The sequence below is a fragment of the Porphyromonas sp. oral taxon 275 genome, assembly GCF_018127745.1.
Taxonomy (GTDB): domain Bacteria; phylum Bacteroidota; class Bacteroidia; order Bacteroidales; family Porphyromonadaceae; genus Porphyromonas.
Map to the genome: position 1 here is coordinate 183,209 of NZ_CP072333.1, position 18,680 is coordinate 201,888.

Consider the following 18,680-nt stretch of genomic DNA (forward strand, 5'->3'; position numbering starts at 1 on the left):
GATCTAGGGCTTAGCTGGGCTGTCCCTAGGGGATGGTTCTTGCTGCGAGGCTGCTTCGGGGGTGCGGCAGGCGTCTTGTTGGCGAAGGCCTTGGCTCCTCGGAGCGCTCTGATCTTATGGAGGACGGCGGTGGGTAGCCTATGTATATAGCTCATCTTATGGCTTATGGAGTTGTGGCGTAGCACCTGTCGCACGCCTCTGCAAACTTATACGAATCGCGGCAGCCGACCAAATAGACGGAGGGGGGAGCATCCGACTAGTCGGGGCTCCTCCCTCCGCTGCTGTGTTGTCCTCTCTCTCGGGCGCTATTGGACAGAGAGCGTGGGTAGTGGTACCGCTAGGCGATAGAAGCCCCAAAGATCCTTGTCCTCTCGCTCTGGGCAAAGGAAGTCCTCAAGCGGATGTGCTGCAAAGGGATTCGGCTCCGCCTCCTCGGTCGTTGGGTAGATCACAAGGCAGGGAATAGGCGCCGTGGGGGCTTCGCTGAATAGCCTACGGTCTCTCGCGTAGCCCGCCAGCTGCCTCACGATGTCCATATCTAGCTTGCCACCTGCTAGGTGAGGCTTGTACTTGGTGTCCATCACAAGTCGAGGCTGATAGCAGACGAAGTCGGGGCGTCCTGTCGCGCCCTCCTTTTGGTACTCGATACGATCTCCGTAGGCCTCCTTCAGGAGCCCGAGGACGTAGTGCTCGTAGAGTAGCGGCATGTCTAGCCAGAATACAGGACACAGCTCTTCCCTAGCCGTGACCTTCGTGAGACTATAGTCGTAGAGGCGGAGGATGGTCTGTGCTAGCCGAATGGCCACGGGGTACTCCTGGTACAGCTTCTGCGTCTTGAACTGCTTCAGCTCCCAGACCTCGATCTCATCTCCTACCCGAGCAAAGGAGGAGAGACAGCGGCTGATCGCTTCCTGTAGCGGCCGTAGGCCTGCGCTCTCGAGGGTGTAGAGGACCTGCTGCGCGAAGCGTAGTGCCTTCTTCAGGATCCTATTCTCAGGGATGTCCTCGGAGTATTCCTGATACCTGCAGTAGAACTTGTCGAGTCGCTTGCGCTGGATGTTGCAGCGCTCGTTGAGCGAGATGGCCAGGCGTCCTTTGACCTTCTTGAGGTTCTCCTCCCGCGGTACATAGCCTCGCTTGAGCCCCCGCTGGAGGAGCTCCTGGATCACAGAGAGGAAGTGGGCGAGGATGAGGGGGCTCAGTACGCTCTGCAGTTGCGGAGCCTTGATACGGGGCTGCTCTAGATCTAGGCTGTAGATCTGAGCTAAGGCCTTGGACTCTATGCCCGAGGCAAGACAGCGGCCGAACATCTGGAGGAAGTCTATTCGCGCGCAGCCTTGCTTAGGGCTGACCACTAAGGACAGCCCTCGCGCTTGATCAAGCCATTGTGCTCCGAGGACGTAGGAGGCACGGTAGCCAGCCGAGCCCTCCCAGCGGAAGAACCAGCGCTCGTATCCCTCCGGTGCAGGGAGGTGCATCCCCTCGCCCCATAATCTCTCGAGCGAGGGGATGAACTCATGTTCCTGAACCTGCATTATCCCTGCTGGCTATCCGTGGGCTGTTCCGTAAAGGGCTTGGCCTCCCTCCAGCAGGCGAAGTACTGCTCATCATCGGGGAGCTGGCGAAGGATACCATCCTTGATGTACTCCTGCAGCAGGGGTATGACCTCGTAGCGCATCTTCAGCTGGAGGGCTTCGAGACTCTCTGCCATGAAGTAGCTATGCCCGACCTTGAGGTCCTCGAGGTCGAAGTCCATAGCCTTATGCTTAGCAATAAAGGACTCTCTTCCCTCGGTCGTGCCATTGATCTCGTCGAAGAGGGCCAAGGCTGCGTCTTGTACCTCAGTAGGGATGGCTCGCGAAGGCTGGGCATAGTACTCCCTGAGCGCAGCCGCCCGAGGCTCTAGGGTGACGAAGGCGAAGCGGCGGCGTACGGCGTAGTCGATCGAGCCCGTAGAGCGGTCGGTGGTATTCATCGTCCCTATGATATATAGGTTGGAGGGCACGGAGAAGTCGTCCTTGGAATAGGGCAGCTTGACGTGCAGGCTGTGCTCCCCTCCTCCGCTGCGCTTGTCTGCCTCTAGTAGGGTGATGAGCTCCCCGAAGATCTTCGAGATGTTGCCTCGGTTGATCTCATCAATGATCAGGACGTAGGAGGGGGCGCGGCGCTCCTCCGATACGGCCTCCTGGTAGGCTAATGTAGCTTCCCTGCAGATTGACTTGAAGATCCCGGGCTCGATGCGATAGCTGATGTGCCCGCTCTCTAGCTGCGGTTTCAGTCCCTCTACAAAGTCCTCGTAGTCCAGCGACTGGTGGAAGGTGCAGAAGCTGATCCGCCCGCTTGCTCGTAAGTGCTCGTACTCCTCCATGAGCCTAGCGCGCTTGTCGAAATCCGTGAAGGACTCATTACAGATCCCGACTGCGAGGGCTGCCGTAGTATAGGTCTTCCCTGTCCCAGGAGCACCTTGTAAAATGATATTCTTCTTGCTCTTGAGGAGCTCTGTATAAGCTCTGAGCGCTGTGCTCTCTTCTCTCCCTGTGGTCATGCTAGTGTATAGTCTGTTGATGTATTGCCACTGTCTTGTATGGCTGCCACAAGAGGTAAAGGTTTTTTGACTGAATAGACCAGGGTCAGGCTGCTCATCATCAGAGATAAAGCCAAGGACCTCGACATCTCTGTAGTGGATGGAGTGGTATTTCCTCTCTAAGGCCTCGTCGCTACGGCTGGGGCCAGTGATTCTACATAAGGCAATGGCTCTCTTGCCTTCGCGTACTAGGACGATCGAGCCTTCGGGGATATGCTTAAAGTCTTCGCATTGTTTGCTATCCCATTCACTTGTCCCAATGACGGGCTGTGGCTCTTCGAGTAGATCTCTCGACCGAATGATAAACGCGGATTCGGGCCCATCGGGCTTGTGCATCTGTATATGCCAGTACTTGTCGTGTTCGCTTCCCATATTCAGAAGAGATGTATATGTAATCCATGGACAAAGGTAAGGATAATTGCTTGTTCCCTTCAGAGGATATAAGGAGGGTGTATGATGCTGCGCTCTGAGCCTGCTGCGTCTTGAGGCAAAAGGAGAGGCGAAGGCGCTTGAGCGGAGTGCAAGCATAGGGGCGCGGCGTGAGGGATATCGGTGGGGCGGCTGAGGGACATCCGTGGCGGCCGTGAGTGACGTCAGTCGGGCGGCTGAGGGATATCCCTCAGAAAGGCTCAGTGATAAGGGGGAGCTAGCTTCGCGGCAAGGTGTAGCCAGCTCAGAGACTAGGGGCGGCGAGCTTAGCACTTGGAGGCCGCGAGTTTAGTGCTTGGAGGGCAGCTAGCTTCGCGCCTTGGGGGAGGGGGCGGGGAGCTAAGGCCCAGCGGCGGGGTGGAAAGGTCTAGCGGCGACAAGGGGACTAAAGGACGAGCGCCCCTCCAGCATCGGGCTGGAGGGGCGCTCGCGTCGGAAGTGCTGTGCGGCGTGGGCCTAGGGGCTAGGCTGCGGCGCTAGAGGGAAGGCTACTTCTTAGGCTCGATGGACTTGAAGTAGATGGTGATGCGGTCCTTAGCCTCTATGAGCTGCTTGGCCAGAGCCTGCACCTCGGCGGGCGTGATGCTCTTGCGCACCTGGTCGAAGTCCGTCACGAGGTCCAGTCCTTGGCCGTAGTAGTGGTTGAGCTGACTGAGCCAGTAGCCATTGCGGCGCAGGCTCTCGCTGTGCTCCTTCTCCATGTTCTTGATCGCCTTGTCGAAGTAGTCCTGGCTGGGACCGTTCTTGGCGATGTCCTCAAGCCCGTGGAAGACGAGCGCGTTGAGCTTCTCTACCTTGGTGGGCTCGGTCTGGAACTGGACCGTCATCGAGTAGTAGGGCTGAGGGTAGCGGCCTAGCGAGACATTGGCGCTGACGCCGTAGGTGCCGCCCTCGTCCTCGCGGATCGTCTTCGTGTAGAGCTGGTCGAGGATAGAGGAGAGCGTGGAGGCGATGAGGATACCCTTATGGCTGTAGGTGCTGGGCGCCGAGAGGGAGTTCACCGCGATGCCCGTGGGGGTAGCCATCTCCTTACTGTAGAGCTTGGTGTGCGTGCCGGGGATCGCTCTGACGACCTTATCGTAGGGCGCCTTGTGCTGCACCCCCTTCTTGACGGGGAGCGAAGCGATGTAGCGCTCTACCAGCGGACGGAGGGTAGCCTCGTCGATATTCCCTATAAAGTAGTAGGTGAAGCCCTCAGCCGTAGCGAAGCGGCTGTGGTGGAGCTTGAGCACACGCTCGTAGTTGGCCTCCTTGACCTCTGCCTCGGTGAGCGGATAGCGCTCGGGGCTCTTGGGATAGAGGAAGCGGGAGATGGAGTCACCGAGGGAGGAGAGGGGATTGGCCTTAGCTGCCTGCAGGCCTGCGAGGGTCTGCTCCTGCCAGGTCTTGAAGGCCTCCTGATCGGCGCGAGGTGCGGTGATCGAGAGGTAGAGCAGCTGGAGCATGGTCTCGAGGTCCTCCTTGGAGCTGGAGCCACTGATGTCGTCGTAGAGGTTGGAGACGTTCGTCGAGACGGAGGCGATGCGGCCGGCCAGAGCCTTGCCGAGGGCCGTGACGTCGAACTTCCCAAGGCCTCCGAGGTCGGAGAGCTGGTTCAGCAGCTTCTTGTCCAGCGGGCTGGCCGTCATCGAGAGGCTACCGCCACCGCGCTGGGCGCTCATCAGGATCTCGTCCTCCTTATAGTCGGTCTTCTTCAGGACGACGCGTACGCCATTGCTCAGCGTCCAGATGGTGGAGCCGTACTTCTGGTCCTTCAGCTCCTTGACGACCTTGCCCTTCATCGGTAGCTTATCGAGGAGCTTCTCGTTGCTGACGGCTTCCTTGAGGGGCTCGACCTGCTGACGGATGCCCGTCTCGTAGGCGGCGAGGAACTCCGCCTCGGTGGGGATCTTGACGCCGTCCTTCTTGACGCTCGAGAGCATGAGCACGAGGTTGTCCTCCGTCAGGAGCTCGGCCAGCGCGCCATTGATCTGCTCGAGCGTTATCTGCTCGCTCATCTTGCTGATGAGGTCGTAGTAGGTGGGGATGTCCAGCAGGGTGCCACCGTCGGTGAAGTAGCTGACGTACTCCTCTGCCCAAGCCTTGTTCTTGCGCTTGTTGCGCTCGTTATAGAGCTTCTTCACGTTGACGAGGTATTCCTTGCGGGCACGCTCGTACTCGCTCTTGTTGAAGCCGTACTTCTTGATGCGGACCATCTCGGCCGTCAGCGCCTTGAGGGCGGGCTCCCAGGCACCTTCCTTGAAGGCAGCGCCGAAGCCTGTGGCGTCCTTGGTCTTAGCCAGGCCGAAGAGCGGGCCTATATCCATCGAGGCACCGAGGAAGGGTGCGTTAGGCTTCTGCGTGATGTCGCCGAAGCGCTCGTTGGCCATGGCGGTGATCATGTGCTTGACATAGCGCATAGCCACGCCGAGGATGCTGGCGCGGATCTCGGGGGGCGTCACCTCCTGCTTGTACGTGATGCTCAGGAGGTTCTGCGTAGCCTCGGGGTCGGAGGCTATGGCCACGATGGGCTTGTCGTTGTTCTCTACGGGGACGTAGACGCGCTCAGCAGCTCCCACGGGGGCGGGGATATCGGCGAAGAGGCGCTTGATGGAGGCCTCGACCTCGTCTACATTGATGTCCCCGACGATGACCAGCGCCTGCTGGTCGGGGCGGTACCACTTCTTGTAGTAGTCGCGCAGCACCTGGTAGGGGAAGTTACGGACGATGTCCATCTTACCGATAGGCATGCGCTGGCCGTACTTGTTGCCAGGGAAGGTGAGCTCGAGGAGGCGCTCCTGATTGCGCGCGTCCCCGCTGTCACGGCTGCGCCACTCCTCCTCGATGACGCCGCGCTCGGCGTCGATCTCCTTGTCCTCTAGGCTGAGGCTATTGCTCCAGTCGTGGAGGATGAGGATGCAGCTATCCACGACGCTCTTGCGTGGGACGGGGATGTTCATCAGCGTGTAGACGGTCTCGTCGAAGCTGGTATAGGCGTTGATGTTGCTTCCGAAGCTGGCGCCGATGCCTTCGAGGAAGTGGTCAATGCCCTTGCCGGGGAAGTGCTTCGTCCCGTTGAAGGCAATGTGCTCGAGGAAGTGCGCCAGTCCGCGCTGGCTATCCTCCTCCTGCATCGAGCCGACGCGCTGGACGATGTAGAACTCCGCGCGCGCCTGGGGCTCGGCATTATGGCGGATGAAGTAGCTCAAGCCGTTGGGGAGCTTACCCATGCGCACGGCCGTATCAAGGGGCAGGGCAGGGATGCTCTGGGGGGCTTGCGCTCTGAGGGGAGTGACCCCGCTGAAGGTGGCGACTCCGAGGGAGACCACCGCGAGGAAGGTCAGAATGCGCTGTTGTAGCTTCATCTTCTCTCTGTTCTTAGATTAGGTGATTACTAGGATGCTTTAGCTGAATTATACCAGCAAATGTAGTGCAAATTTCGCTCTCCTGCACTGCCTTAGGCCTTGGGCGGTGGCGCGCCTCGGGTGCGGGCCTCGGCCCGAGGCTGTCTCCGCCTCGAAGGTGGCTTGCGAAGAGGAGCTAAGGGGCTCTAAATAAGAGGCCTCCTCACCTAGGGCTATGCCCGTGGCGAGGAGGCCTCACTGCGCTAGACGCTAGGGGGCGGCTACATCATGATGTAGCGCAGCACCAGCAGCGTCGAGACGATGTAGAGGGTGAGGGACACCTGACGCCACTGCCCACTCAGGAGCTTGACCAGCGTGTAGCTGATCAGTCCGAGGGACATGCCCTCGGCGATGTTGTAGGTCAGCACCATCGTCAGCACGGTGATGAAGCTAGGCATCGCCTCCGAGATATCCATGAGGTCGATGTCCTGAATGGAGCTCAGCATCAGTACCCCCACCAGCACCAGCGCGCCCGTAGTGGCGGCCGAGGGAATGAGCAGGAAGAGCGGAGCTAGGAAGAGGGATACGACGAAGAGCCCTGCTGTGGCCAGCGCGGTCATCCCCGTACGGCCGCCCTCGGCGATCCCCGCACTGCTCTCGACGAAGGTCGTCACCGTCGAGGTGCCGCAGACAGCCCCCACGGAGGTCGCTACGGCGTCGGCCAGCATGGCCTCCTTGATGTGGCGCACGTTGCCCTCGCTGTCCATCATCTCCGTCTTGGCAGCCGCTCCGATGAGCGTCCCGACGGTGTTGAAGATGTCCATGAAGACCAGGGCGAAGATCGTCAGCGCCATATCCAGATTGAGCAGCGCAGCGAAGTCGAACTGCAGGAAGGTCGGGGCAATCGACTTCGGCAGCGATACGGGCACGAAGCCCTCGGGGATCTGAGTCACGCCCATAGGGATACCGATGAGCGTGCAGAGGATGATGCTGTAGAAGAGCGCCCCACGGACGCGCAGCACCATCAGCACCGCGCTGAGGATGATCCCGATGACGGCCAGCGTAGCCACGGGGGTGAAGGCGCCGAGGGTGACGAAGGTCGCCTCGCTGGCGACGATGATACCTGCATTCTTGAGCCCGATGAAGGCGATGAAGAAGCCTATCCCCGCCGAGATGGCGAAGCGGAGGTTCTTCGGGATGCAGCGCACGATCTGCTCGCGGATGTTGAAGACGGTGAGGAGGATGAAGATGATCCCCTCGACGAAGACCGCCGCCAGTGCGGCCTGCCAGCTGTAGCCCATGCCCATGACGAGGGTGAAGGCGAAGAAGGCGTTGATCCCCATGCTGGGGGCCTGGGCGAAGGGCAGCTTGGCGAGGAAGGCGATGAGCAGCGTCCCGATGGCCGACGCCAGAGCTGTGGCCGTGAAGACAGCCCCCTTGTCCATTCCCGTAGAGCTAAGGATGTCGGGGTTGACGGCTAGGATATAGCTCATCGTGAGGAAGGTCGTCAGACCTGCCATGAGCTCCGTGCGGAGCTTATACTTCGTGGGGTCGAAGCCCACGAGGCGGTAGAGTGCTTGCATGTACTGCTGGTGTGTGCTAGATAGGATAGGGCTCCTAGCGGCTTAGCCCCCGTGGGGCGATCCGCTAGGCTAGAAGGTCCACTTGAGCGCTAGGGTAGGATTGATGATGGTCTTGTCCATAGCGGCGAAGTTGCTGCTGATCTCTACCTCGGTGCCGACGCTGAGGCGGAAGGCAGGGTCTACGCCTGGGAGCTTATTGAGGTTGAGCCAGAGCTGGGGCTCGGTGATGAAGATGGTGGTATTCTTCCCCGTGACGAAGTGGCGATCCCCCCAGAGGTCGGCGAAGCCATTGAAGGTGCAGAGGCCGCCTGCTAGATGGAGGTACCAGGTGCCCGTCAGCTGCCAGGAGTCGGGTCTGTCCTGACGTGCCAGATACTTGTACATAGGCGTCAGGGTGAAGCCTGCCGAGTAGTCGCGGCGGTTGTAGGCATAGGTCAGCCCCGCCAGATAGGCATTCTTGTAGCTGAAGCTATTGCTTAGCCCGCCGTTGTACTCCAGATGCAGATTGAGGGGGAGCTTGCCGAGGCGGAACTCACGTGAGATCTCCCAGTAGGCCGAGGTCACCCCCTCGCGGCGGTAGTCCATATCGACGAAGAAGAAAGTGTTCCCCCACTTGTCGGCGCGGAAGAGTTCGACGGTTGTCGTCAGCTGGGGGCGCTCGGCCTGATCCTGGCCGTTGAGCTTGCGACCGAGGTCGTAGTGTAGCTGTACATTCTGTGCCGAGAGGCTCCCGAGGGAGAGGAGCGAGGCGGCGGCGAGCAGGTAGTGCTTGATCATACTATTGCTTGATTAGTTAGTTGATGCGTCCGTATATATTATGGAGTACTGTCCCCTAGGCCTCGGCTCTGTCCTCGGCGCGCTCGGGGAGGATGAGGTTCAGCAGGACGGCGATGATGGCCGAGAGGCCTATGCCGGCCATGGAGAAGCTGCTGAAGTGCAGCGCCGCACCGCCGATCCCCGTGGTCAGGGTCACGGAGATGATGACGACATTGCGTGCCGAGTCGAGCTTGACCTTGCTGTGCAGGAGGCTGGAGATGCCTGCCCCAGCGATCGTACCGAAGAGTAGCAGCATGATGCCCCCGAGGATGGCCTGGTCGATGCTACGCAGCAGCGCGCTGACCTTCCCGATGAGGGAGAAGATGATCCCCGTCAGCGCGGCGATGCGGAAGACCACGGGATCCGTCACCTTCGTCAGCGACATGGCGCCCGTGACCTCCGAATAGGTCGTCACAGGAGGCCCTCCGATGAGCGAGGCGAAGAGGCAGGCCAGCCCATCGCCCAGCATCGTGCGGTGCAGGCCGGGGTCCTTGACGAAGTTGTGCCCCGCTACATTATTCACCACATAGACGTCGCCGATGTGCTCGATGACGGGGGCGATCGCCACGGGGATCATATAGAGGATGGGGCGCCACTCGAAGCCCGCGGGCAGGATGAACTGCGGCAGGCCGAACCATGCCGCCTCCCGCACGGGCTGCAGATCTACCTCGAAGAAGAGCAGATCCACCACGTAGCCTACCACGATCCCGAGGAAGATCGGGATCAGCTTGACGATGCCACGCGTGTAGAGGGTGATGATGATGGCCGTGACGAGCGAGACGACCGCGAGTGTCCAGTTGGTCTCGGCCATCTTGACCGCGGCCGAGGAGAGCGATAGCCCGATGAGCATGATGATGGGCCCAATGACCACGGGAGGGAAGAGCCGCGTGATGAAGCGTGTGCCGAAGGCGCGGATCAGGGCTGACATGAGGAAGTAGACGAAGCTCACCCCGATGCAGCCGAAGAGCGCCCCAGGCAGTCCGTAGAGCTCTGTCGCGCTGATGATGGGCGCGATGAAGGCAAAGCTACTGCCGAGGAAGATGGGTACCTTACCCTTGGTCACCAGATGGAAGAGGAGCGTGCCGACACCGGCGGAGAAGAGCGCAGCCGAGGGGTCGAGGCCGATGAGTAGCGGTACGAGCACCGTAGCGCCGAAGGCTACGAAGAGGTACTGCACGCCCACGACGCCCTTACGCATAGGGCTGAGGCTCGTAGTGCTTGGGTTCATGCTATGATGATGTGATGGGGTTACACTGGCAAAAGTACGGCAAATCCCTCTATCCCAAGCACGCCCCCGCACTGCTGCCCCCCTGCTGTCCGCCGCGGCTATCCTCGCCGTACAGCCCCCCGCACCCTTGTCCTAGCGCAGGCTTCTAGGGGGGAGGCGGAGCGCTACCTGCTGAGGTGCCCTGCCCCAGCGGGGCGTAAGGGGGCTAAGGCGGACAGCCTGCCCGCACCGAGCTCCGACGGGTGGGGCGGCGAGCCGACGTAGACGCCTTCCCGAGCCACCACAAGAGCCTCGGTCAGCTGTAACAAGAGGCTTGGCGAGCTGCCGCAGGGCGCGCGCTGGGTAAAGTTATATTACTTCTTGGGAAAAGTAATATAAGTTCTCGGCAATTCTTATATAACTTCCCGCAGAAAGTTATATAACTTTTCCCCAAATATGATATTACTTTTCCCAGCGCCCCTTATCCCTCAGCTCGGCGAGGGACGGCACCCAGCTCGGCGCCCCTTAGCAGAGGCGGCAGCCCGAGGGGTAAAAGAAGAGCGGCCGCCCAAGCCTAAGGCTCGGGCGGCCGCTGTATGTAGGGCCTATTCAGCGTAGGGTCTAGAGGACGAAGGCCGAGTGTCCGATGAGGTTGCCATCGGCGAAGAAGCGGATCTGATAGGTGCCGCTCTGCAGGCTCTCCTCTACCGTCCAGTACATGCTGAGGGTCGTCTCCTCGCCGTTGTACTCGATCTCGCGGCGGATGGAGTAGGGGATCTGCTTGCCCTCGAAGGCGAAGCTGCCTGCGCCGGGCTTCACCAGGAGCTCATCGTTGGGCTGCATGATGCGGCAGTAGATGGTCTTGTTGCCGACGGCTGCGGTGACGTTCTTGGCGATGGTGAACTGGATGCTGAGCGTCGTGATCTTTCCGATGTGCTTCGTCCGCTTATTGCGCTTGTCGAGGGGCGTGACGCTGATGGCCGTAGCATCGAGCTTGGCGGCGAGCTTCACGCGACTGGTCAGCTCCTCCTTCTCGCCCGCCAGCTGCTGGGCGTGGCTGGTGGCGCGCTCGTAGTTGGCCTTGACCTCGCTGTTCTCAGCGCGTAGTCGGGCGTTGGTGGCCTGTAGGGAGTCGATCTGCACGACGTAGGTGCGCAGGACATTGCGGAGGGTCGAGACCTCGCCCTCGAGCTGGGAGATGCGCTTGGCACTGGTAGCCTTATTGCTCTTGAGTTCCTTCTGTAGCTGCTCTACCTTGGCACGCTCGGCCAGGATCTGACTGATCAGCGAGTCGGTCGCCAGCGAGAAGCGCTGCTCACCGCTCTGGCCAGAGGAGAGCTTCTGATACTGGATGTCGTACTCGGCGGCGAGCTTCGTCAGCTCCTCCTGCATACGGTCCTTGGACTCCTGCGCTAGGATCTCGGTCTGCTCGGTGAAGGTGGCACGCTCGCGGCGTAGGATGAAGACGAAGCTGACGATCAGGGCGATGATGACGACGGCGGCGCCTATGATGACGGTCTTTACTTTCATTGAATGGCGTGAAGAATTAGGGATGCTGGAAGGGAGCGAAGTCCTTCCCCGACCAGCGGGCTAGGAGCAGAGGGAGGCGATCGATGAGTGCCTGTAGCCCCGGGAGCTTGCTGTCCTCAGGCTGCAGCAGGAGTGAGGGCCGCGCGCAGAGGCAGCTCACCATATCGTCCCAAGTGAGCTCGAGGTGCAGGGGGCTGAGGAGCTCCCTAAGGCGCACCGTAGCGGTCGAATTCGGGTCGAGGCGGAGTCTCTGGATGAAATCCTCTGCTGTGGGGAGCGTGAGGAAGGGACGTGCGACGACCTGACCCGCCGAGTCCAGCAGGCTCACCCGGCTGTCGGTCTGCGGCGAGCTGACCTGCTCGACCACGAGCACATACCTCCCCTGACCCATCAGAGGCATGAGCTGGAGGCTGGCGCGTGAGACTGGGCTCGTCTGCAGGCTGAGGCTGCGCCCGTCGTAGCGGAGGAGCTGGATGCTGTCGCCGAGCTGTAGGGGCAGGCGTAGGGCACTATCGGCAAGGGCCTTGTCGAGGGCCTCGAGCTGAGAGACCTCCAGCAGCTGCGTGGTCTCCAGCGCGCTACGCAGCTCCTTACGTAGAGGTTCGGCGCTGAGGCCTGCGTAGCCGAGGAGCAGCAGGCAGAGGATATAGAGGCTGCGCTTGATCATATCTTTAGAGTAAGGGGTGGGGAACTAGAGGGCTTGACGAAGACGGATGAGGCGCTCGAGGAGTGGGCCGAAGAGCTCCAGCGGGAGCATGTTCGCCCCGTCGCTCTTGGCACGCGCGGGGTCGGGGTGCGTCTCGAAGAAGAGCCCGTCGACGCCGACAGCGACCGCTGCCTTGGCGATGGTCTCGATGAGTTGGGGCTTGCCGCCTGTGACGCCCGAGGCCTGATTGGGGCGCTGCAGCGAGTGCGTGACGTCCATCACGACGGGGAAGCCCGAGTGCTGCATCGCAGGGATGTTGGTGAAGTCCACGACGAGGTCGGAGTAGCCGAAGCTATTGCCGCGCTCGGTGAGGATGACCTGCTCATTGCCGCACTCGGTGACCTTGTGCGCGGCGTGCTCCATGCCTGAGGCGGCCAGGAACTGCCCCTTCTTGATGTTCACCATCTTGCCCGTGCGTGCCGCCGCAGCGATGAGGTCGGTCTGGCGGCAGAGGAAGGCGGGGATCTGTAGGACGTCGACGTCGTAGCTGGCTGCTAGCTCCGCCTCCTGCGTCTCGTGGATGTCGGTGACGACAGGGATGTCGAAGGTCTCACGCACGCGGCGCAGTACCTTCAGCGCACGCTCGTCGCCGATGCCGGTGAAGCTATCCACGCGGGAGCGATTGGCCTTGCGGTACGAGCCCTTGAAGATATAAGGGATGCCGAGGCGATGCGTTAGCTCGACGATGCGCTCTGCGATGTAGAGGGGCGTCTCCTCGTCCTCGATGGCACAGGGGCCAGCCATGAGGAAGAAGTTGGGGCTGGCCGTGAGGTCTTTGTAGTGGATCATATCTTGTCTAGTCTCGAGTGTGCTGCTGCCAGCGCTCCCAGAGGCTGAGGGCCTCGGCGAGCTGTGCTGAGCGCGGCTGTGTGGCATCTATATAGTGTAGGGTGAAGCCGCGGCGCTCCATGCCTCTGAACCACGTCATCTGCCGCTTGGCGAACTGATGGATGGCCGTCTCGAGGCCGCGGTACATCTCCTCGTAGCTGAGCTCGCCCGTGAGGTGCAGCGTGAGGAAGCGGTACTCCAGCCCGTAGCGGAGGAGCGTCTCGGGGGCTATGCCTGCCTCCAGCAGCCCTCTGACCTCGCCGAGCATGTCCTGCTCCTCGAGGCGCTGTCTGAGGCGGCGTGAGATCCGCCTGCGGCGCTCCTCGCGCTCGCGCTCGAGGCAGAGGATGCAGCTGTCGATGGGCGGGTAGCAGCTGTGCGCGAGGCCCGCGCTGCGCTGCTGGGCGATGTAGTCGGCGATCTCTATGGCGCGGATGGCGCGGGCGGGGGAGTCGAGGTCGGTGACGTTGTGCAGCGGGCCGTAGCTCGCCAGCCGCTCGCGCAGCTCCTCCATCGTAGCGCCCTGCAGCGAGGCGCGTAGGGCTTCGTCGGGCGCCACGTCGGGCAGCTGGTAGCCGCCCAGTACGCTCTCGGCATAGAGCCCCGTCCCCCCGCAGAGGATGGGCAGGGCGCCGCGCGCCACGATCCCGGCATAGGCCTCGTGGAAAGCCTGCTGCCAGGCGAAGAGGTTGTACTGCTCGCCTGCGGGGACGATGTCTATGAGGTGGTAGGGGATGCGCTTGCCCTCGAGCTGGTACTCGGATAGGTCCTTGCCCGTGCCGATGTCCATCCCGCGATAGACCTGGCGGGAGTCTGCACTGAGCAGCTCTCCGCCGAGGTGATCCGCGAGCTGGACAGCCAGAGCCGTCTTACCCGAGGCGGTAGGCCCGAGGAGGCTCAGCATGCCTAGCCTCTATCCTTGAGGATGACGTCGTGTGCCCCGCCCTCGACGATGGAGGTACTGGAGACGAGCGTGATCTTGGCCGTGCGCTGGAACTGCTGCAGCGTCGTCGACCCGCAGCTGCACATCGTGGCCTTCATCTTGCCGAGCGTTACCGCTAGGTTGTCCTTCAGCTTCCCAGCATAGGGGACATAGCTATCGACGCCCTCCTCGAACTTGAGGCCGTCGGTGCCGCCACTGTCGTAGCGCTGCCAGTTCTGAGCGCGGTTCGAGCCTTCGCCCCAGTACTCCTTGACGATGTTGTTCCCGATCTTGAGCTTGCGCGTGGGCGACTCGTCGAAGCGGGCGAAGTAGCGGCCCATCATCAGGAAGTCCGCACCCATAGCGATGGCCAGCGTCATGTGGTAGTCGTGTACCAGCCCGCCGTCGCTACAGATGGGGATGTACTGGCCCGTCTCCTCGAAGTAGCGGTCACGAGCCTGAGCCACGTCGATGATGGCCGTAGCCTGACCGCGGCCAATCCCCTTCTGCTCGCGGGTGATGCAGATGGAGCCACCGCCGATACCGACCTTGACGAAGTCCGCACCAGCGTCCGCCAGGTAGCGGAAGCCCTCCTCATCGACCACGTTCCCCGCACCGACGAGCACCTGGTCACCATAGGTGTCCTTGATCCAGCGCAGCGTGTCATATTGCCACTCTGAGTAGCCGTCCGAGGAGTCGATGCACAGCACGTCGGCACCTGCCTCGACGAGCGCTGGGACGCGCTCACGGAAGTCACGGGTGTTGATCCCGGCACCGACCAGCAGCTCCTTGGTGTGCTTATTGGATAGCTCCACGGGGTTCTCCTTGTGGTCGTCGTAGTCCTTACGGAAGACGAGGTAGACGAGCTTGTCGTGCTCGTCGATGATGGGCAGGGTATTGAGCTTATGCTCCCAGATGATGTTGTTGGCCTCCTTGAGCGAGATGCCGAGGCGGCCGACCTTGAGCTTGGCGAAGGGTGTCATGAAGTCCTCGACGCGGGCATCCTCGGGCGTCGTCCCGAGGCGATAGTCGCGGCTGGTGACGATGCCGAGGAGACGGCCGTTGGGGCTGCCGTCCTCGGTGACACCTATGGTGGAGTGTCCCGTCTGGCGGCGTAGGGCGAGCACCTCACGTAGGGTAGCATCGGGGCGGATATTGGAGTCGCTGGAGACGAAGCCCGCCTTGAACTTCTTGACGCGGCGTACCATCTCGGCCTGCTCTGCGATGGGCTGCGAGCCGAAGATGAAGGAGAGCCCCCCGTTGCGTGCCAGCTCTATGGCCAGCGTGTCATTGGATACCGACTGCATGATCGCCGAGACGAAGGGGATGTTGAGTCGGATGCGTGACTCCTGGCCACGGGCGAAGCGCACGAGCGGGGTCTGTAGCGAGACGTTCTGCGGCGTGCATTCGCGCGTCGTGAGCCCAGGGATGAGGAGGTACTCCCCGAAGGTACGAGATACTTCGTTTACGAGTATAGCCATGATGCTTATGGGATTAGGGTTGTGCTCTTATTTGACCTTGTGCAGGATGTGCCCCATGCGGTCCTTCTTGGTCTGCATGTAGAAGGCGTTGTGTTCGTTGGGCTGGACCTCGAGCGGGACGCTCTCCACGACCTGAAGGCCGTAGCCCTCGAGGCCGACGCGCTTGATGGGGTTATTGCTCATCAGGCGCATCTGGCGGACGCCGAGCTGCTGGAGGATTTGCGCCCCGACGCCGTAGTCACGTTCGTCGGCTTTGTGCCCGAGGTGGAGGTTGGCATCGACGGTGTCGAGGCCCTCCTCCTGGAGCTTGTAGGCGCGTATCTTTTCCATCAGACCGATGCCACGGCCCTCTTGGTTGAGGTAGACGACGATGCCGCGGCCCTCCTTCTCGATGAGCTCCATGGCCTTGTGCAGCTGCTCGCCGCACTCGCAGCGCATAGAGCCGAAGATATCCCCTGTGGCGCAGCTGGAGTGGACGCGCACCAGTACGGGCTCGCCACTAGCGATGTCGCCCTTCAGCAGGGCGATGTGCTCGAGGCCGTTGCTCTTCTGTCGGAAGGGGATGAGGTGGAACTGTCCCCACTGTGTGGGCATCAGTACCTCCTCGCCACGCTCTACGATGCTCTCGGTGCGCAGGCGGTAGGCGATGAGGTCCTTGATGGTGATGATCTTCAGGCCGAAGCGCTGGGCGATCTCCCAGAGCTGGGGCAGGCGCGCCATCGTCCCATCGTCGTTGATGATCTCGATGAGGGCTGCGGCGGGCTGTAGCCCCGCTAGGCGCGCTAGGTCCACGGCGGCCTCGGTGTGCCCCGCGCGGCGTAGGACGCCCTTGCTGCGGGCGCGTAGCGGACAGACGTGCCCGGGGCGAGCCAGGTCCCCTGGCGTGATCGTGGGGTCGGCTAGAGCCAGGATGGTCTGGGCGCGGTCATACATAGAGACGCCCGTGGTGCAACCCTTGCCGAGGCGATCGACGGTGACGGTGAAGGGGGTCTCATGCACGGAGGTATTGTTCGGGACCTGCATCTCGAGCTCGAGCTCTGCGGCGCGCTCCTCGGTGATGGGGGCGCAGAGGACGCCTCGGCCGTAGCGCATCATGAAGTTGACCTTCTCGGGCGTGACCTTCTCGGCCGCGATGATGAAGTCGCCTTCGTTCTCTCGATCCTCGTCATCGACGACGATGACGAACTGGCCGTTACGGAAGTCCTCGAGGGCCTCCTCTATCGTGTTTAGCTTGATGTCACTCATTGCATACTATATATATGGTCCTCCGTGGTGGGGGATGGTTCGTCTTGGACTGGGGGGAGCTTGGCCTCAGCCTCGCGCGAAGCGGCCTTCGCCGTCAGTTCGCTGAGGGTCTGCAGGCTGTAGTAGGTGGTGTCGAGGTCGCCCTTGAGGTGGCGTCTATTGCTGCGTATCAGTAGGGATAGCGGCAGGGATAGCGGGAGCAAGGCTCCTAGGATACGGGCGTAGAGCTGACGCCTGGGGAGGAAGCGCGAGATCCTGTCGGGCAGTAGGGGCAGGTCATTGAGCTTGCCCACGAGGAGGCGATCACGGGAGTGATGCAGCCCCTCGACGATCTGGTCGAGCTGCTGGCTGAGTTGCTCCAGCTCGGGGAAGCGCCCGCCCTGGAGCCACAGCTTGGGTGTCGGGGCGCTTAGCTGAGGCGACTGGCGTAGCTCCTTCGTCAGTGCGAGCGCCTTGGTGATGTGCCGCATGCCTTCCTTGTAGTCCGTCTCCTCGAGGGTGAGGTCCTGATAGACGACCTGGCGCACGCCGAGGGTACCCATGAGGCGGCGGAAGAAGATGAGGTAGGCCTCGGCATTGAGCGCGGCGGAGTCGCGGTTGGCCTGATAGCTGAGGTAGATCCCGACGGGGAGCAGGACGATGTTGCTCAGCCACATCCCTAGCCATACGGGCAGGTCACCGCTGCGCAGCATGTTCGTCCCCAGCGAGTCGATACTGTAGTAGATGATAAAGAAGAAGATCGAGACGATCACGGGCATCCCGATGCCGCCACGGCGCACGATGGCCCCCAGTGGCGCTCCGATGAGGAAGAAGATCAGGCAGGCCACGCAGGTGGTGAACTTGCGGTGCCACTCCTGGCGGAAGGTACGGTAGGCGTAGAAGGTCGCCTCGTCGTCGTCGCGGAAGTAGCTCGCCTGCCCCTGCTGCTGCTCCAGTCGGTTCAGCGCCCCCGTCACGATACGCAGGCTGTCGCCGAGGGTCGTGAGCTCCAGGAGACTATCCCCGTTGATCGTGCTGCCCGCCATGCGCTCGCTGAGGCGCTGCAGCTCCTCGTGGCGGCGCCGCTCATCGGCGCTGTCGAGGGCTGGGTAGCTGAAGCCCTGATAGTGTGCTGCCGCTAGATCGCGCGTCACGGCTGTAGCGTAGTAGCTGCGGGTGCTGTCGATGACTAAGGCTGTCGAGTCGATGGCCTTGCTGAGCTGGGCGAGGTTCTTCGTGATGTAGAGCCCGCCGAGCTGCTTCTCGTCCTGGACGCTGAAGTTGGCATTGTAGGGGATGAAGGTCTCGCTGTAGGCGAAGTGCGGGAGCATGTAGGGCACAGGCTCCGTCGAGGTATTATAGGTCTGGGCGCGGAGGTTCTCATAGCTCTGTCCATTGTAGAGCTTGAGGACGAGGAACTTCTTACTCTTGTCCATCACCAGACGCCCTGAGTCGGCACGTATGATACGCGGGTTGAGGTAGCCCTTGCTCATGTCGTAGACCATCAGCTGGCGCAGCTGCCCGTTCTCGGGGAGGCGTTCCTTGGCGTAGAGGCTATAGCCTGGGATGCCGGTATAGAAGATGCCAGGCGGGATCTCGAGCTCGGGGGCGGCCGTCTTGGCCGAGAGCACGAGGTTCCACATCTGCACCTGGGCGTTGATCATGAAGTCGTTCTGGAAGAAGAAGAGCCCCGCCGACATCGCCGCCACCAGCAGGAAGAGGGGGCGCATGATGCGGTAGAGAGGCATGCCCGCAGCCTTCATTGAGAGCAGCTCGAGGCGCTCACCGAGGTTGCCGAAGGTCATGAGTGAGGCCAGTAGGATGCCCAGCGGCATGGCCATCGGGAGGAAGGTGAAGGCGGCGTAGAAGATAATCTTGCCGAGTACGAACATACCCATGCCCTTGCCCACGAGCTCGTCCACATAGCGCCACAGGAACTGCATGACGACGAGGAACCAGCATACCACCAGGCTCATCGCGAAGAGGGGCAGGAAGGTCTTGTATATGTATCGGTCTAATATCTTGAACACGTCTACTACTACCTCTA

General features: G+C 61.5%; 13 protein-coding genes. All 13 read right to left on the reverse strand.

Translation table 11 applies throughout. From position 1 onward, the window contains the following. Positions 1–305: 305 nt before the first annotated feature. The 13 genes from J4862_RS00715 to J4862_RS00775 all read right to left on the reverse strand — a co-directional run bounded on the left by J4862_RS00715 (position 306) and on the right by J4862_RS00775 (position 18,663). Positions 306–1,535: a restriction endonuclease gene (locus tag J4862_RS00715; protein WP_211788840.1), complete on the reverse strand. Its 1,230-nt coding sequence runs from the start codon at positions 1,533–1,535 to the stop codon at positions 306–308. Beyond that, positions 1,535–2,545 carry an McrB family protein gene (locus J4862_RS00720; protein WP_249107429.1) on the reverse strand — a complete coding sequence of 337 codons (1,011 nt, stop codon included), beginning with the start codon at positions 2,543–2,545 and terminating at the stop codon, positions 1,535–1,537. Before J4862_RS00720 ends, J4862_RS00715 begins: the two co-directional genes overlap by 1 nt. Before the next feature lie 956 nt (positions 2,546–3,501). After that, on the reverse strand, positions 3,502–6,357 hold the full coding sequence (locus J4862_RS00725; protein WP_211788842.1) for a pitrilysin family protein: 2,856 nt from the start codon (positions 6,355–6,357) through the stop codon (positions 3,502–3,504). Positions 6,358–6,617: 260 nt separating this feature from the next. Beyond that, complete coding sequence (locus tag J4862_RS00730; RefSeq protein WP_211788843.1) at positions 6,618–7,919, reverse strand: NCS2 family permease; 1,302 nt, start codon at positions 7,917–7,919, stop codon at positions 6,618–6,620. Positions 7,920–7,988: 69 nt separating this feature from the next. Continuing rightward, positions 7,989–8,696 carry a DUF5020 family protein gene (locus J4862_RS00735; protein ID WP_211788844.1) on the reverse strand — a complete coding sequence of 236 codons (708 nt, stop codon included), beginning with the start codon at positions 8,694–8,696 and terminating at the stop codon, positions 7,989–7,991. A 55-nt stretch (positions 8,697–8,751) separates the two neighbouring features. Continuing rightward, positions 8,752–9,963: a uracil-xanthine permease family protein gene (locus J4862_RS00740; protein WP_211788845.1), complete on the reverse strand. Its 1,212-nt coding sequence runs from the start codon at positions 9,961–9,963 to the stop codon at positions 8,752–8,754. 600 nt (positions 9,964–10,563) lie between these two features. Further along, the gene (locus J4862_RS00745) at positions 10,564–11,472 is read right to left on the reverse strand and encodes a hypothetical protein (protein WP_211788846.1); all 909 of its coding nucleotides are present in this window, start codon (positions 11,470–11,472) and stop codon (positions 10,564–10,566) included. A 16-nt stretch (positions 11,473–11,488) separates the two neighbouring features. Further along, a complete protein-coding gene (locus tag J4862_RS00750; RefSeq protein WP_211788847.1) occupies positions 11,489–12,139 on the reverse strand; it encodes a DUF3256 family protein in 651 nt (216 codons plus the stop codon). Positions 12,140–12,163: 24 nt separating this feature from the next. Further along, complete coding sequence (kdsA, locus tag J4862_RS00755; protein WP_211788848.1) at positions 12,164–12,967, reverse strand: 3-deoxy-8-phosphooctulonate synthase; 804 nt, start codon at positions 12,965–12,967, stop codon at positions 12,164–12,166. A gap of 7 nt (positions 12,968–12,974) precedes the next feature. Next, positions 12,975–13,910: a tRNA (adenosine(37)-N6)-dimethylallyltransferase MiaA gene (miaA, locus tag J4862_RS00760; RefSeq protein ID WP_211788849.1), complete on the reverse strand. Its 936-nt coding sequence runs from the start codon at positions 13,908–13,910 to the stop codon at positions 12,975–12,977. 2 nt (positions 13,911–13,912) lie between these two features. Next, on the reverse strand, positions 13,913–15,409 hold the full coding sequence (locus J4862_RS00765) for an IMP dehydrogenase (RefSeq protein WP_211788850.1): 1,497 nt from the start codon (positions 15,407–15,409) through the stop codon (positions 13,913–13,915). 27 nt (positions 15,410–15,436) lie between these two features. Next, positions 15,437–16,654, reverse strand: coding sequence for a bifunctional 3,4-dihydroxy-2-butanone-4-phosphate synthase/GTP cyclohydrolase II (locus J4862_RS00770; RefSeq protein ID WP_211788851.1), 1,218 nt, complete (start codon positions 16,652–16,654; stop codon positions 15,437–15,439). Beyond that, a complete protein-coding gene (locus tag J4862_RS00775) occupies positions 16,651–18,663 on the reverse strand; it encodes an LptF/LptG family permease (RefSeq protein ID WP_211788852.1) in 2,013 nt (670 codons plus the stop codon). The genes J4862_RS00770 and J4862_RS00775 overlap by 4 nt, the downstream gene beginning before the upstream one ends. Positions 18,664–18,680: the final 17 nt, after the last annotated feature.